This window comes from Kitasatospora sp. NPDC101157, from assembly GCF_044768255.1.
GTDB lineage: Bacteria > Actinomycetota > Actinomycetes > Streptomycetales > Streptomycetaceae > Kitasatospora.
Window position 1 is genome coordinate 72,609 of record NZ_JBIWPL010000020.1, and the last position, 14,275, is coordinate 86,883.

A 14,275-nucleotide genomic window follows, 5' to 3' on the forward strand; every position below is an offset into this window, starting at 1 on the left:
CTCACTGGTGTTCGGCCGACAGGTACGGAGTCTCGCGCAGGAAGTACGCCCCACAGGTGTGGCAGCACAGCTCCGGAGTCTTTCCCCAGTCCACCGCCTCACGCACCCGCGCCCCCGGATCGAGCTCCCGACCGCACATCGCCACGCTCTGCCCGCCCCGGACCATGTGCCACAACCGGACCCCGCCGGCCTCCCCGTCGGCCCCGTACTCGGCTCGCATCTGGTGCATCATGCCCCCCATCGTCCGACCGCCCGGCACCCCCGGCAACCGGGGCGCCCGCGTACCCGCGGGCCTTCCGGAGACCGGGCACGGAATCCCCCGTGCACCAACGACACAAGGCGCGCACCGGCGCCGGTGGAACCGCTCCGACCCCGGCGGAATCCGGCTGCCAGGGCTCGATAGGGTGCGCGATCGCGACCCGCCCTGCGCCCCGCGCCCGGGCCCGCGTCGCCCACACAACCTTCCTCATAGCTGGAGCACCGATCGTGCGCTCTTCCCGCCTCCTGGCCAGTGCAGCCCTGGCCGCCCTCACCTTCGGCGCCACCGCCGGCGCCGCCACCGCGGGCGCCGTCGGGGTCCCCGCGACCCCGTCCGCCACCACCGCCCCGAGCACCCCCACCGGCGGCCCCACCACCGTGCCGACCCACGTGCCGACCCCGCCGATGCCCTCCCCCAGCGGGCCCTGCCCGGGCGGCTACCACCTGGAGAACCTCAAGGCCACCGGCAGCGGCCTGTCCGGCGTCACCCTGACCAGGGGCGGCGCCGCGCAGGAAGCGACCGTGACCTTCGAGAACAACTCCCCGGTCGACTTCAAGAAGTTCAGCACCCACTTCTTCGTCACCGACATCGCCGAAGAAGGCGCGCCCAACCAGCCCGTCTGGGGCAAGGACGCCTTCACCGTCCAGGTGAAGCTCCCCGGCGCCGACTGGAAGCCCGTCGCCCAGGGCGCCATCGAGAACAACATGAGCTACATCCGTGCCGACCTCGGCACGTTCAAGCTCGCCAAGGGCGAGAAGCTCACCCTCCAGGTGCGCCTGGCCGCCACCGGCAAGGCGGTGAGCACCAACTACTTCGCCCAGCTCGACGGCGCCTCCGAGTCCTTCCTCAGCAAGGACGTTCCGGGCGTGCGACAGGGCCCGGAGGGCAGCTGCAGCGGATTCAGCGGCGACTACCGCATCGCTGCGCCGTTCAAGGTCGTCGACGGCACCCCGGTCACCACCGGTACGCCCTCACCCTCCGCCCCGGCCACCACCACCACCGCCGCCCCGGCGCCCGCCGCCACGGCCTCGGCGTCCGCCTCGGCCGGTCCGGAGCTGGCGCACACCGGCGCCTCCTCCAACACCCTGCCGATCGCCCTCGGCGGCGCGGCCGTACTGGCCGCCGGCGCCGGCACCCTGTTCGTCCTGCGCCGCCGCAAGGCGGGCGCGCACGGCTGACCCTCCGCCAGATGAACCGAGGGGCGCGGACAACCGTTCGGGCCCCTCGGTGGTCTTCCCCCGGAGAGCGAACCCCGACCCCACCGCTGGAGCCCCCCGATGCGTCCCGCCCGCCTTCCCGCCGCCTGCACCCTGCTCGTGCTCACCATCGGTCCGGTCGCCCTCGCCACGGCCCCCGCGCTCGCCGCCGACGCCACCCCCACCGCTTCCTCCACTGCCACCGGCGACTGCCCGGAGGGCACGACCGCCGACCCGATACCGGTCACCAGCAGCAGCGACGCCGCGGGCGAACTCTCCGTCACCTTCACCAACCCCGGCACCACGACGGTCAAGCAGCTCGCCACCACCGTCGCCCTCGCGGACGGCGGCAGCCTCCCGGTCGAACTGCGCGCGGGGTCCGGCGCCTGGAAGGCCCTCACCGTCACCGGCACCCCGGTCAACACCGGCAGCTACCAGCTCCCCCAGGGCCAGCGGCTCACCCTCACCGTGCGGCTCGCCGCCGGAGCGCCGCACGGCGACCACCGCCTCACCTTCACCGCCAAGTCCGAGCCCCTCCCGAGCGGCTCCGCCCCGGCGAAGAAGTACACCTGCCCCCAGCTCACCGCCACCCACACGGCCCCTCTCACCCCCGCCGACCACCTCCCGGCCCCCACCCACCTCGCCGACACCGGCGCCGGCACCGCCACCCGCCCCCTCGCCGTCGCCGGCACCACCGCCCTCCTCCTCGGCACCGCCCTCCTCCTCCTGACCCGCCGCCGCTCCCTCGCCGACTGACCCAGGGCACCGCCCGGCCGATGGGGGCTCCCCCGACGCCGCGGCTCCCTCTCACCCGCCACCGCCACCCCGCGCGGCACGCGCTGCGTCCGGCCAGGAGGCCCGACCCGGGCGCGACCACCAGCCCTACGAAGCCGCCCTCAGCAGGGCGTCGTCCCGCCACTTGAGGATCTTGTCGAAGCTCACGATGGCCCCCCGGAGGGGGTGGTTGCGGAGCTGGACGTGGTCGGTGAGGGCGTGGATGAGGAAGAGGCCGCGGCCGGATTCGGCGGTGAGGTCGGGGAGCGTGTCGAGGTCGACCGGGCGGAGGGTGGGGGCCGGGGGGCGGCAGGGGAGGACGTGGGTGTCGTACGGGTGGCCGTCGCGGCGGGGCCGGTGGGCGGTGAGCACCCGGGCCGGGACAGTGGCACGGCCGCGGCGGTGGCGGCGGGGCGCGTGGCCGACCGGGGCCGGGGCGGCCGGGCGGCGGACGGCGGGCGGGGCGCTCGCGGCGGGCAGGCCGGGGCCGGAGTCGGTGACCTCGATCCGGAGCCGGTCGCCGTTGATCGAGGCGGTGACCTGGAAGCCGTCGTCGGGCCGGCCGGTCGCGCCGTGCTCGACGGCGTTGGCGCAGGCCTCGGTGAGGGCGACGCCGAGGTCGTCGGCGATCTGCGGGTCGACGCCCGCGGTCGCCATGGCACCGAGCAGGATGCGCCGGGCCAGCGGCACGCTGGCCGGGTCGCGCTTGAGGTGCAGAGTCCACCAGATGTCCACGGGAGGTCCCTCCTGGCTGCGGCTCCACATACAACTAGGTATCTCCGGGCGAATCGGCGGCGAACCGTGCCCGGGGGCGGCTACCGCCCGTTCGGCGGATGGACTGGCGACGGGGTCTGTGCCGAAGGGCGCACGGGGTGGGGTGCACGCCGCCGCCGAACGGGGCATTCGTAGGGATTTCCCACCCTGCCCGTGTCGGCGGTGTACGCGATGAGATGATGTCCCGGCCATGACTGCCCTCCCCGCCGCCCCGTTCCGGGGCACCCCTGCGCCGGCTCGGCCGGTGGGTGCCGCCTGGGACCTGCGGCTTGCCCGGGCGGTCCCGTTCGCACTGGTCTGCACGCTGATAGCGGCGGCCGGGCACGCCCTGGCCGGTGGCGGGACCGTGCCGCCGACCGCGCTGGCCACGGGCTTCGCCGCGGTGCTGGCGTTCGCGGTGGCGTGCGGCGGGCGGGAGCGTTCGCTGGCGGCCATCGCCGGGGCGCTCGGCGCGGGGCAGCTCGGCCTGCACTGCCTGTTCCACGGCTTCGGCGGCCACGGTTCCGGCGGCATGGGCGGCTCGATGTCCGTGCCTCAGGCGGCCGGCCGGCTGATCTGCAACGAGGCCCGGCCGGGCACCCTGATCGGTCTGCCGGGCAACCCCTCCCCGGAGCAGCTGGTCTCCTCGGCGGGCCTGGATCCGCACGCGTACGCCGCCGTGCCGTGGTGGCAAGGCGGCGTGCTGGGGATGACGCCGTCGATGCTGGCCGGGCACCTGGCCGCCGCGCTGGTGGCGGGCTGGTGGCTGCGGCGCGGCGAGGCGGCGCTGTGGCGGCTGGTGCGGGTGGCCGCGTCGGCGGCCCGGGAGCACTGGGCGGCGCCGCTGCGCTCGGCGCTGGTGCTGGTGGCCGCGCTGCTGCGCGGTCTGTTCGGCGTGGCCGGTCCGGCCCGCCGGTTCGGTGCGGGCGGCGGCGACGGCCGGCTGCCCGCGAGTGCGGTGCTGCGGCACAGCGTGGTGCGGCGCGGTCCGCCGCGCGGGGCCTTCGCGTACTGACCCGGTGTTCCGCCGTACCCGTCGAACGGGGGCGGACGAGCCGGTGAGGTGCGCGGTGTCCGGGCCGTTCCCGTCCGCCCACGGCGACGGCGGCCCCCGGCCCTGCCCTCATACGTCCGCACGTGCGGCGCCGCCGAGGCACGGTTCCCCCGTCGCCCGGTCCGGCCGACCGCCGAGCTCCGATCGGAGACCCCCATCATGCGTTCCCTCCCCACCCGCCGCATCGCCGCCGTCGCCCTGACCGCCGCCGCCTCCGTGGTGGCGCTGGCCGCCCCGGCCTTCGCGCACGTCACCGTCAACCCGGGCTCGGCCGCCCAGGGCGGCTACGCGACGGTCAACTTCCAGGTGCCGGACGAGAGCGACACGGCGAGCACGGTGAAGCTGGAGGTCAACCTGCCGCTGGACCACCCGCTGGCCTCGGTCCGGACCCTGCCGATGCCGGGCTGGACCGCGACCGTCGAGAAGGCCAAGCTCGACAAGCCGATCAAGGTGCACGGGAACGACGTCAACGAGGCCGTCTCCAAGATCACCTGGACCGCCGACCCGAACACCAAGATCGCCCCGGGCCAGTTCGGGGAGTTCAGGCTGTCGCTCGGCCCGCTGCCGACCGACGCCGACAGCATGGTCTTCAAGGCCCTGCAGACCTACGACAACGGCGACGTCGTCCGCTGGATCGACGAGGCCCAGGCCGGCCAGCCCGAGCCGGCCCACCCGGCGCCCACCCTGAAGCTCACCAAGGCCGCCTCCGGTGACGGCCACGGCGTCACCGCCACCGCCTCGCCCGCCGCCGGTGCCCACGGGGACAGCTCGGACCAGACCGCCTCCAGCGGCGACGCCAAGTCCAGCGACACCACCGCCCGCACCCTCGGCGTAATCGGCATCGTGGTCGGCGTGATCGGCACCGCCGTCGGCGTGCTCGGCCTGCGCCGCAAGAACAGCGGCTCCGCCTCCTGACACCCGCACCGGCGGGGCCGTACCGGCACCCGCGGCCGTACCCGTGGACCGGTACGGCCCCGCCGGTGGTCCTCCTGCGCCCGATCGGATCCACCATGCCCCGTACCACCCGCACCACCCGCCTGGTCGGCGCGGCCGCCCTCGCGCTGACCGCCGCGCTCACCCTCTCCGCCTGCGGCTCCTCCGGCGGCGGCTCGACCGCCGCGAAGGTCACCCAGCAGAAGGACGACAGCCCGTACCAGGGCACCAAGCTGGCGAAGAACTTCGAGAAGCCCGACCTCCAGCTGACCGACACCTCCGGCCAGCCCTACGACCTGCGGCAGCAGACCAACGGCAGGGCCACCCTGCTGTTCTTCGGCTACACCAGCTGCCCGGACGTCTGCCCGACCACCATGGGCGACATCGGCGTCGCGATGAAGGCGCTGTCCCCGGAGGACCGGAAGAAGATCAACGTCGTCTTCGTCTCCACCGACCCGCAGCGCGACACCCCCAAGGTGCTGCGCACCTGGCTGGACTCGATGGGCACCGACTTCATAGGCCTCACCGGCGACCTGTCGAAGGTGAAGACCGCCGCCCGGTCGCTCGGCATCATGATCGAGGACCCGGTGGTCAACGCGGACGGCACCGTCACCTCGACCCACGGCGCGCAGGTGCTGGCCTTCCTCCCCTCGGACGACAGGGCGCACGTGCTCTACATGAGCGGCACCGAGGAGAAGACCTACGAGCACGACCTGCCGCTGCTCGCCAAGGGCGTGGCGGCATGAGTGAGCACAGCGGGCCCACCGACGGGAGAGGGGCGGCCAACCACCGCTTCCGCCGTTCGGCCCTGGCCGGGGCGGTGCTGGCGACGGTCCTCGGCGGCGGGGCGATACTCGCCGCCTGCGGCACCGGCGGCCAGGACGGCGCCGCGGCCGCCGGCGCCGGACCGGCGAAGCTGAGCGTGGCCGACCCCTACATCCCGCTGCCCCCGGCGGGCGGGATGGGCGCCGGCTACCTGACCGTGCGCAACGACGGCGGGCCGGACCAACTGGTCAAGGTGTCCAGTCCGGCCGCCGGGTCGGTCACGATCCACCGCTCGACCGCGTCGACCATGGAGCAGGTGAACAGCCTGGACGTGCCCGCGCACGGCGCGCTGCAGCTCGCCCGCGGCGGCACCCACCTGATGATCATGGATTGGCAGAAGGCCCCCGCCCTGGGCGACGAGCTGGAGCTCGACCTGACCTTCGCCAAGTCCGGCACCATCTCCGTCAAGGTGCCGGTCAAGGAGCTCACCTACCGCCCAGGCCAGAGTTAGGGGATCCGCCAGCATGGAGAAGGCCGCCCACCCCCGGAGCGCCCGGCCCCGGGACGCCCGCCCCGGGAGCACCCGGCGCCGGATCGACCGGCGTCGGTCCGACCGGAGCCGCCGGGCCGTCGGACTGCTCGGCGTGCTCGGCGCGCTGCTCGCGCTGATGCTCGCCGGTGCCGGCCCGGCCTCCGCGCACGCCACCCTGGACTCCACGGACCCGGCGCAGAACTCGGTGGTCGCCACCGCCCCGCAGGCCGTGACCCTGACCTTCAGCGAGACGGTCTCACTGTCCAGTGACTCCGTCCGGGTGCTCGACCCGGACGGCAGGCCCGTGGACACCGGCAACCCGGCGCACGCCGACGGCAAGGGCGACACCGCCCGGGTCGGCCTGAACAGCGGGCTCGCCAACGGCACGTACACGGTCGCCTGGCGGGCGGTCTCGGAGGACTCCCACCCCGTCGGCGGGGCGTTCACCTTCTCCATCGGCGCGCCCTCGGACACCTCGGTGTCCACCACCGCGCTGCAGGGCGCCGAGGCGGACACCGTGGTCGCCGCCCTGTACGGGACCGGGCGCACCGTCGCCTACGCGGCCTTCGCGCTGCTCGCCGGGGTCGCCGCCTTCGTGCTGGTCTGCTGGCCGGCCGGCGCCGCCCGGCGCCCGGTGCAGCGGCTGCTGATGACGGGCTGGACGGCGCTGCTGGTCTCCACCGTCGCGGTGCTGATGCTGCGCGGCCCGTACGAGCGCGGCACGGGCGTCGGGCAGGCCCTCGACCTGTCGCTGGTGCGCGCCACCCTGGACGAGCGGATCGGCACCGCGCTGGCCGCCCGGCTGCTGCTGCTCGCCGCGGCCGGGATCTTCCTGTCCCTGCTGGTCGGCCAGTTGGGGCAGCCGCCGAAGCCCGCCCCCGCGGCTCCCGCGGCTCCCGCGGCTCCCGCGACTCCCGCGGAGGACGAGGACACCGACGCCGAGGCCGCCGAGCTCCACGCGCTGGAGCAGCGGGCCGCCGAGCGCCCGCAGCGCGAGGCCCGGCTCGGCCTGGGCGTGGCCGGGCTGGTGCTCTCGGTGGCGCTCTCCGCGACCTGGGTCGGCGCCGACCACGCCTCGGTGGGCATCCAGGTCTGGCTGGCCCTGCCGCTCGGCATCCTGCACCTGATCGCGATGGCACTCTGGCTGGGCGGCCTCGCCTCGCTGCTGGTCGCGCTGCGCGAGGGCGTCGGCGCCGAGGTGGTGGACCGCTTCTCCAAGGTCGCCTTCGGCTCGGTGGCCGTGCTGGCCGCCACCGGGATCTACCAGTCCTGGCGGGGCCTCGGCGGCTGGGGCGCGCTGACCGGCACCGAGTACGGGAAGCTGCTGCTGGTGAAGAGCGGCTGCGTGGTCGTGATGCTGGGCGTCGCCTGGACCTCCCGCAGCTGGCTGGCCCGGCTGCGCTCGGCCCCGGCCGAGGCGGCCGAGGTCGAACGGGCCGAGGTGCCCGAGCCGGTCGCCGCCGCGGTGCGCAGCGAGGACCCGGTGCGGCAGGCGCAGCTGGAGCGTCAGCGGGCCGCCGCGGCGAGTGCCGGGCGCGAGCGCGGGCTGACCCCGACCCGGGCCGGGCTGCGCCGTTCGGTGCTGGTCGAGGCGCTGGTCGCGGTGGCGGTGCTGGTGGTCACCACGATGCTCACCAACTCCCCGCCCGGACGGGTGGCGGGCGAGGTCCGGGCGGCCGGGACCACCTCGGGTGCCGGGTCCGGGGCCGCGGCCCCCGCTTCCCCGAGGACCGAGCCGGGCCGCACGGTGGAGCTCAAGCTGCCGTACGACACCAAGGGCCGGACGCCGAACGCCAAGGGCACCGCGACCGTCACCCTCAACCCCGCCGCGACCGGCCCGAACGAGGTCGCGCTCGCGCTGGACGGCACGGACGGCAAGCCGGTGGACGTCCCCGAGGTGCAGCTCGCCTTCACCCTGCCGGACCGCGACCTCGGCCCGCTGCCGGTCGCGCTCACCCCGAAGGGCACCGGCCGCTGGAGCGGCACCGCGCAGCTGCCGCTGGCCGGCACCTGGGTGGTCTCGGTGCAGATCCGCTCCTCCGACATCGACCAGACCACCCCGACCCAGCAGTTCAAGATCGGGTGAGCGGGGTGGACGACGCGGTGGCGGACGACGCGGCGGCGGAGGACGCGGCGGCAGATGACGCGGCGGGCCGCCCGGCGGGCTTCACCCGCCGGGCGCTGCTCGGCACGGCCGGAGCCGGACTGCTGGCCGGCGCCGGGGCCGGGGTGGCCGGGGCGGTGGCCTACGGCCGCCCGGAGCACGGCGCGGTGGCGGGCGGCGGGGCGGCGGGCGGCGGCGCGCTCGGTGCCGGCCGGGTGCCGTTCCGCGGCGAGCACCAGGCAGGGATCCTCGACCCCCAGCAGGCCGGGGTCCGGCTGGCCGCCTTCGACCTGGCCGACGGCGCCGGCCGGAACGGGCTGCGCACCCTGCTACAGCGCTGGACGAAGGCCGTCGACCGGCTGACCGCCGGGGAGCCGGCCGAGGAGTTCGACAACCAGGTCGCGCTGGACGCCGGGCCCTGCTCGCTCACCGTCACCCTCGGCTTCGGCGCCGCGCTGTTCGACCGGGCGGGGCTGGCCGACCGGCGCCCGGCCGCCCTCGAACCGCTGCCCGCCTTCCCCGGCGACGCGCTGGACCCGGCCCGCGGCGAGGGCGACCTGTTCGTCCAGATCGGCGCCGACGACGCGCTGGTGGCGGCGCACGCCCTGCGGACGCTGCAGAAGCTGGCGGCCGGTACGGCGGCGCTGCGCTGGCAGTCGGCCGGTTTCGCCCGCACCCCGGGCGCGACCGCGCGGCCGGTGACCGGCCGCAACCTGATGGGCCAGATCGACGGCACCAACAACCCCAAGCCGGGCGAGGAGGGCTTCGCCGCCAAGGTGTTCTGCGCCCCCGGCGGGGACCAGCCGGCCTGGCTGGCCGGGGGCTCGTACCTGGTGTTCCGGCGGATCCGGATGCTGCTGGACCACTGGGAGGAGCTGCCGGTGGACCGCCAGGAGAGGGTGATCGGGCGGCGCAAGTCGGACGGCTCGCCGCTGAGCGCGCCGGCCGGGTCGGGCGAGGGCACCGCGGTGGACCTCTCCGCCCAGGGCCCGGACGGCGGCCTGGCCATCCCCTCCGACGCCCACATCCGGGTCGCCGCCCCGGCGGGCAACGGCGGGGCGGCGATGCTGCGGCGCGGCTTCTCGTACCACGACGGGGTGCTGCCGGACGGCTCTCCGGACGCCGGGCTGCTCTTCCTCGCCTTCCAGGCCGACCCGCGCCGGGGCTTCACCCCGGTGCAGCGCAAGCTCTCCCGGGGGGACGGGCTGTCCCGCTTCCTGCGGCACGAGGCGAGCGGGCTGTACGCCGTCCCGCCGGGGGTGCCGGCCGGAGGCTACCTGGGACAGCAGCTGCTGGAGGGCTGATCGTCGGCCGCGGTCCCGGCCACTGGAACGCTTTCCTGCCGGGAGCGCGGAATCGTTATGGTGACTGCTTCGGCACTACCCCGCCCATGCACCACACCACCCGCAACGGAGGCGTCATGTCGGCCACCCGCTACACCTATCTCGGCCCGGCCGGCACCTTCACCGAGGCGGCGCTGCACACGCTGCCCGAGGCAGCGACCCGGGAGCTGGTACCGCTGTCCTCGGTGGCGCTGGCGCTGGACGCGGTGCGCGGCGGGGACGCCGCCGGGGCGTTCGTGCCGATCGAGAACTCGGTCGAGGGGGCGGTCACCGCGACCAACGACGAACTGGCCGCCGGTGCACCGCTGATGATCTACCGCGAGGTGCTGCTGCCGATCACCTTCGCCCTGCTGGTGCGGCCGGGCACCGAGCTGTCCGGGGTGAAGACGGTGACCAGCCACCCGGTGGCCCAGCCCCAGGTGCGCAAGTGGCTGGCCGCCAACCTGCCGGACGCCACCTGGGAGTCGGCGGCCTCCAACGCGGACGGCGCCCGGCTGGTCGCCGAGGGCCGGTACGACGGGGCGTTCGCGGGCGAGTTCGCGGCGCCGATCTACGGGCTGGACCCGCTGGTCAAGGAGATCGCCGACGCGCAGGGCGCGACCACCCGGTTCGTGCTGGTCGGCCGGCCGGGGCGGGTCTCCTCGCCGACCGGGGCGGACAAGACCTCGATGGTGGTCTGGCTGCCGGACGACCACCCGGGTGCGCTGCTGGAGCTGCTGCAGGAGTTCGCGGTGCGCGGGGTGAACCTGATGCGGATCGAGTCCCGGCCGACCGGGGAGGGGCTGGGCAGCTACTGCTTCCTGATCGACTGCGAGGGGCACCTGTCGGAACGGCGGGTGGCCGAGGCGATGATGGGGCTCAAGCGGATCTGCCCGCAGGTGCGGTTCCTGGGCTCCTATCCGCGCGCCGACCGGCAGGTGTCCAAGCACCGGCGGCCGGGGACCTCGGACGAGGATTTCACGGCGGCGGCGGACTGGCTCTCCCGGGCACTCGACGGCCGCGGGGACATCTGAGCGCCTTCTCGCGTCTTTCCGACCTTTTCCGACCGTTATCGACCGGACTGATCAAGTGCGGCGGGTGACCGTACCGTCATCCACAGGAACGTCCGGCTCCGGGGGCCACTGTCCACAGGCCTCCCCGCCGTCCACACGCTGTCCACAGCCGAAAGTTATCCACAGGCCTGGGGGCGAGTCGACAAACCGGTATAGCCATAGTCCAGAACAGGTCGGATCATCGGTTTGCGGCGCAGAGATGACTAATCGGACCAGAGTCACCCGGTTGCCTGCAAATCACCCGTGCGAGTGCTTCAATTCCCTCACCCGAGAAGGTGCATTGAGGTTTGAAACCTCAATTCGCTGGTTTCGTCGAGCGGAAGCCGATCTTCCCCCGCCATCCACAGCCCCGGCCTCCGGCCTGTGGATAACCCGCCTCCGCTCCGGGCCCGGTGGATTCCCCACAGGAGTTATCCACAGGTTCCGGCGAGTTATCCCCAGGGGAAAACCGGTACCGGTGGAGGAACGCCCGCCCGGTACGCTTGGCCCTGTGATTGACCTTCGCCTGCTCCGTGAGGACCCTGACCGAGTGCGCGCCTCGCAGCGCGTCCGTGGCGAGGACGTCGACGTGGTCGACGCCCTCCTCTCCGCCGACGAGCGACGCCGGTCCTCGGGCAGCCGCTTCGACGAACTGCGCAACGAGCAGCGGGTGCTCGGCAAGCAGGTCGCCCAGGCCAAGGGCGAGGAGAAGACCGCCCTGCTGCAGCGCACCAAGGAACTGGCCGCCGAGGTCAAGGCCGCGGACGCCGAGCAGAGCGCGGCCAAGGAGGAGGCGGACCGCCTGCTCCGCTCCCTGGCGAACCTCATCGACCCGGCCGCCCCGGTCGGCGGCGAGGAGGACTTCGTCACCCTGGAGGAGATCGGCACCCCGCGCGACTTCGCCGCCGAGGGCTTCGAGCCGCGCGACCACGTCGAGCTCGGCCAGCTGCTGGGCGCCATCGACACCGAGCGCGGCGCCAAGGTCGCCGGCGCCCGCTCCTACTACCTGACCGGTCCCGGCGCGCTGCTGGAGCTCGCCCTGGTCAACATGGCGATCGCCCAGGCCACCGCGGCCGGCTTCATCCCGATGATCACCCCGGCCCTGGTCCGCCCGGCCGCCATGGACGGCACCGGCTTCCTCGGCCAGGCCGCCGAGAACGTGTACCACCTCCCCGAGGAGGACAAGTACCTCGTCGGCACCAGCGAGGTCCCGCTCGCGGCGTACCACATGGACGAGATCATCGAGGCCGACAAGCTGCCGCTGCGCTACGCCGGCTACTCGTCCTGCTTCCGCCGCGAGGCCGGCACCTACGGCAAGGACACCCGCGGCATCATCCGCGTCCACCAGTTCGAGAAGGTGGAGATGTTCGTCTTCACCACGCCCGAGGACGCGGAGAACGAGCACCGCCGCCTGCTGCAGTGGGAGAAGGACTTCCTCAACGCGCTGGAGCTGCCGTACCGGGTGATCGACGTCGCCTCCGGCGACCTCGGCTCCTCGGCCGCGCGCAAGTTCGACATCGAGGCCTGGATCCCCACCCAGGGCAAGTACCGCGAGGTCACCTCGACCTCCAACACCACCGAGTACCAGGCCCGCCGCCTGTCGATCCGGATGCGCGAGGAGGGCAGGACCCGCCCGCTCGCCACCCTGAACGGCACCCTGGTCGCCGTCCCGCGCACCATCGTGGCGATCCTGGAGAACCACCAGCAGGCCGACGGCTCGGTCGTCGTGCCCGAGGCGCTGCGGCCCTACCTCGGCGGGCGGACCGTCCTAGAGCCGGTCAAGTGACCTCGACCGCATCCCCGATCGGTGGCGACCTGCCCTACCGGCTGGTCGCCACCGACCTCGACGGCACGCTGCTGACCAGCGCGGAGACCGTCTCCGAGCGCACCCGCGCCGCCCTGGCCACGGCCACCGGCGCGGGGGCGCTGCACATCATCGTCACCGGGCGCTCGGCCGTCTGGGCCCGCCCGGTCTTCGACGAGATCGGCTACACCGGGATAGCGGTCTGCGGCCAGGGCGCCCAGGTCTACGACGCGGGCGCGCACAAGCTGCTCACCTCGCTCACCCTGGACCGCCGGCTCGCCGCGCTCGCGATCGAGAAGATCGAGGCCGAGACCGGCCCGCTGGCGATCGCCTCCAACCAGGACGGCCTGGACGGGCAGGTGCTGGCCGGTCCCGGCTACGAGCTGCTGATCGGCTCCGACCTCCCGGTCGTCCGGGTCGAGCGCGGGGAACTGCTCGCCTCGCCGGTCGCCAAGCTCTACATCCAGCACCCCGGGCTGACCGACGACGCCCTCGCCGAGGCCGCCCGGCGCGCCGCCGGGGACCTGGTCGGCGTGGTGATGGCCGGGGCCGGCGTGGTGGAGCTGCTGCCGCTGGGCCTGTCCAAGGCCACCGGCCTGGCCGTCGCCGCCCGCCGCCTGGGCGTGCGCGCCGCCGAGACCATCGCCTTCGGCGACATGCCCAACGACGTGCCGATGTTCGGCTGGGCGGCGCACGGCGTGGCCATGGCCGGCGCCCACGAGGAACTGCTCGCCGTCGCCGACGAGGTCACCGCGGGCAACGACGAGGACGGCGTCGCCGTCGTCCTGGAGCGGCTCTTCCCCCGGGCGTAGGACACGCCGTCCGCCGACGACCACGCACAGCCGCGACAGTTGTAGGATGACCGGGCAATCGGTTGTAGGATGACCGATGACCGATGACCGATGAGTGGTGCACGAAGGGAGGCCCGGCATGAGCGGCGACGGCAACGGACTGCAGGCGGCCGGGCGACGGTCCCTGGTGGACACCACCATCGACCAACTGCGCGAGCGGCTGGCCGGCGGGGCCTGGCCGGTGGGGTCGCAGATCCCCACCGAGCACGAGCTCGCCGAGCGGCTGCAGGTCGGGCGGAACACCGTCCGGGAGGCGATCCGGGTGCTGGTGCACGCCGGAATGCTGGTCTCCCGGCAGGGCGAAGGCACCTTCGTGCGGTCCACCAGTGACCCGGCGGCGGTGCTGCGCGGCGTCCAGCGCTCCGGCATCCGGGACGTCCTGGAGGTCCGCGCCGCACTGGAGACCGAGGGCGCCCGACTGGCCGCCCTGCGGCACACCCCCGAGGACATCCGGCGGATGCGGGCCGCGCTGGCCCGGGAGGCCGAGGTCTTCGCGGCCCACCCCGAGCGGGCCAGCCGCGAGGCCACCGTCGAGCACGACCTGGAGTTCCACACCGCCGTCGTCGAGGCCGCGCACAACCCGGCGCTGGCCGAGGTGTACCGCTACTTCGGTGCCTCCGTGCGCGAGGCGATGACCGCCGCCTTCGGCGACCACGAGATGCCCGAGGCCGTCGTGGCCACCCACGAGGCGCTGGTCGACGCGATCGAGAGCGGCGACCCGGACCGCGCCGAGACGGCCTGTCGCGCACTGCTCGCCGAGCCCACCGCCGCCGTCGAGCAGCTGCTCGCGGCCATCGCGGCCCGGAAGTAGGACGGGCCCCAGCCCCGCTTCCGTCCGTTCCGCGGCCGGCGCCCGTCCCTCCTCAGTCCGCGTCT

At 74.5% G+C, this 14,275-nt stretch carries 14 protein-coding genes; 12 read left to right on the plus strand and 2 right to left on the minus strand.

Going from position 1 to position 14,275, the window contains the following annotated elements; genetic code table 11:
* Window position 1 precedes the first annotated feature (1 nt).
* Window positions 2–232 carry a hypothetical protein gene (locus ACIRVF_RS30905; RefSeq protein ID WP_402825035.1) on the minus strand — a complete coding sequence of 77 codons (231 nt, stop codon included), beginning with the start codon at window positions 230–232 and terminating at the stop codon, window positions 2–4.
* Between the two features lie 254 nt (window positions 233–486).
* Here ACIRVF_RS30905 and ACIRVF_RS30910 point away from each other — a divergent pair, with 254 nt between their 5' ends.
* Together ACIRVF_RS30910 and ACIRVF_RS30915 are read left to right on the plus strand one after the other, a co-directional pair.
* On the plus strand, window positions 487–1,437 hold the full coding sequence (locus ACIRVF_RS30910; RefSeq protein ID WP_402825038.1) for an LAETG motif-containing sortase-dependent surface protein: 951 nt from the start codon (window positions 487–489) through the stop codon (window positions 1,435–1,437).
* Between the two features lie 99 nt (window positions 1,438–1,536).
* Window positions 1,537–2,211 (plus strand): LPXTG cell wall anchor domain-containing protein, encoded by a 675-nt coding sequence (locus tag ACIRVF_RS30915; RefSeq protein WP_402825041.1) that lies wholly within the window; start codon window positions 1,537–1,539, stop codon window positions 2,209–2,211.
* 126 nt (window positions 2,212–2,337) lie between these two features.
* Here the strand turns inward: ACIRVF_RS30915 and ACIRVF_RS30920 are convergent, their stop codons facing one another.
* The gene (locus ACIRVF_RS30920; protein ID WP_402825044.1) at window positions 2,338–2,964 is read right to left on the minus strand and encodes an ATP-binding protein; all 627 of its coding nucleotides are present in this window, start codon (window positions 2,962–2,964) and stop codon (window positions 2,338–2,340) included.
* 229 nt (window positions 2,965–3,193) lie between these two features.
* Between ACIRVF_RS30920 and ACIRVF_RS30925 the strand changes: the two genes are divergently transcribed.
* From ACIRVF_RS30925 to ACIRVF_RS30970, 10 genes are all read left to right on the plus strand, one after another.
* Window positions 3,194–3,997: a hypothetical protein gene (locus ACIRVF_RS30925; protein WP_402825047.1), complete on the plus strand. Its 804-nt coding sequence runs from the start codon at window positions 3,194–3,196 to the stop codon at window positions 3,995–3,997.
* Window positions 3,998–4,195: 198 nt separating this feature from the next.
* Window positions 4,196–4,951, plus strand: coding sequence for a YcnI family protein (locus tag ACIRVF_RS30930; protein WP_402825050.1), 756 nt, complete (start codon window positions 4,196–4,198; stop codon window positions 4,949–4,951).
* 95 nt (window positions 4,952–5,046) lie between these two features.
* Complete coding sequence (locus ACIRVF_RS30935; protein ID WP_402825053.1) at window positions 5,047–5,715, plus strand: SCO family protein; 669 nt, start codon at window positions 5,047–5,049, stop codon at window positions 5,713–5,715.
* Window positions 5,712–6,245, plus strand: a complete 534-nt coding sequence (locus ACIRVF_RS30940) for a copper chaperone PCu(A)C (protein WP_402825056.1) — start codon at window positions 5,712–5,714, stop codon at window positions 6,243–6,245. The genes ACIRVF_RS30935 and ACIRVF_RS30940 overlap by 4 nt, the downstream gene beginning before the upstream one ends.
* A gap of 13 nt (window positions 6,246–6,258) precedes the next feature.
* Window positions 6,259–8,352, plus strand: coding sequence for a FixH family protein (locus ACIRVF_RS30945; protein WP_402825059.1), 2,094 nt, complete (start codon window positions 6,259–6,261; stop codon window positions 8,350–8,352).
* Entirely contained in the window at window positions 8,349–9,674 is a 1,326-nt protein-coding gene (gene efeB / locus ACIRVF_RS30950) for an iron uptake transporter deferrochelatase/peroxidase subunit (protein ID WP_402825062.1), read from the plus strand. The genes ACIRVF_RS30945 and efeB overlap by 4 nt, the downstream gene beginning before the upstream one ends.
* A 116-nt stretch (window positions 9,675–9,790) precedes the next feature.
* Window positions 9,791–10,726: a prephenate dehydratase gene (gene pheA, locus ACIRVF_RS30955; RefSeq protein ID WP_402825271.1), complete on the plus strand. Its 936-nt coding sequence runs from the start codon at window positions 9,791–9,793 to the stop codon at window positions 10,724–10,726.
* 529 nt (window positions 10,727–11,255) lie between these two features.
* A complete protein-coding gene (gene serS, locus ACIRVF_RS30960; RefSeq protein WP_380413518.1) occupies window positions 11,256–12,530 on the plus strand; it encodes a serine--tRNA ligase in 1,275 nt (424 codons plus the stop codon).
* Window positions 12,527–13,360 (plus strand): HAD family hydrolase, encoded by an 834-nt coding sequence (locus ACIRVF_RS30965; protein WP_402825066.1) that lies wholly within the window; start codon window positions 12,527–12,529, stop codon window positions 13,358–13,360. The genes serS and ACIRVF_RS30965 overlap by 4 nt, the downstream gene beginning before the upstream one ends.
* 118 nt (window positions 13,361–13,478) lie before the next feature.
* Window positions 13,479–14,210, plus strand: coding sequence for a FadR/GntR family transcriptional regulator (locus ACIRVF_RS30970; RefSeq protein ID WP_402825069.1), 732 nt, complete (start codon window positions 13,479–13,481; stop codon window positions 14,208–14,210).
* Window positions 14,211–14,275: the final 65 nt, after the last annotated feature.

What these genes read in the sequence shown, in the direction of transcription:
- ACIRVF_RS30905 (WP_402825035.1), bottom strand. Translation starts at nt 232, where the DNA reads ATGATGCACCAGATGCGAGCCGAGTACGGGGCCGACGGGGAGGCCGGC.
- ACIRVF_RS30915 (WP_402825041.1), top strand. Translation starts at nt 1,537, where the DNA reads ATGCGTCCCGCCCGCCTTCCCGCCGCCTGCACCCTGCTCGTGCTCACC.
- ACIRVF_RS30925 (WP_402825047.1), top strand. Translation starts at nt 3,194, where the DNA reads ATGACTGCCCTCCCCGCCGCCCCGTTCCGGGGCACCCCTGCGCCGGCT.
- ACIRVF_RS30930 (WP_402825050.1), top strand. Translation starts at nt 4,196, where the DNA reads ATGCGTTCCCTCCCCACCCGCCGCATCGCCGCCGTCGCCCTGACCGCC.
- ACIRVF_RS30935 (WP_402825053.1), top strand. Translation starts at nt 5,047, where the DNA reads ATGCCCCGTACCACCCGCACCACCCGCCTGGTCGGCGCGGCCGCCCTC.
- ACIRVF_RS30940 (WP_402825056.1), top strand. Translation starts at nt 5,712, where the DNA reads ATGAGTGAGCACAGCGGGCCCACCGACGGGAGAGGGGCGGCCAACCAC.
- ACIRVF_RS30945 (WP_402825059.1), top strand. Translation starts at nt 6,259, where the DNA reads ATGGAGAAGGCCGCCCACCCCCGGAGCGCCCGGCCCCGGGACGCCCGC.
- pheA (WP_402825271.1), top strand. Translation starts at nt 9,791, where the DNA reads ATGTCGGCCACCCGCTACACCTATCTCGGCCCGGCCGGCACCTTCACC.
- ACIRVF_RS30970 (WP_402825069.1), top strand. Translation starts at nt 13,479, where the DNA reads ATGAGCGGCGACGGCAACGGACTGCAGGCGGCCGGGCGACGGTCCCTG.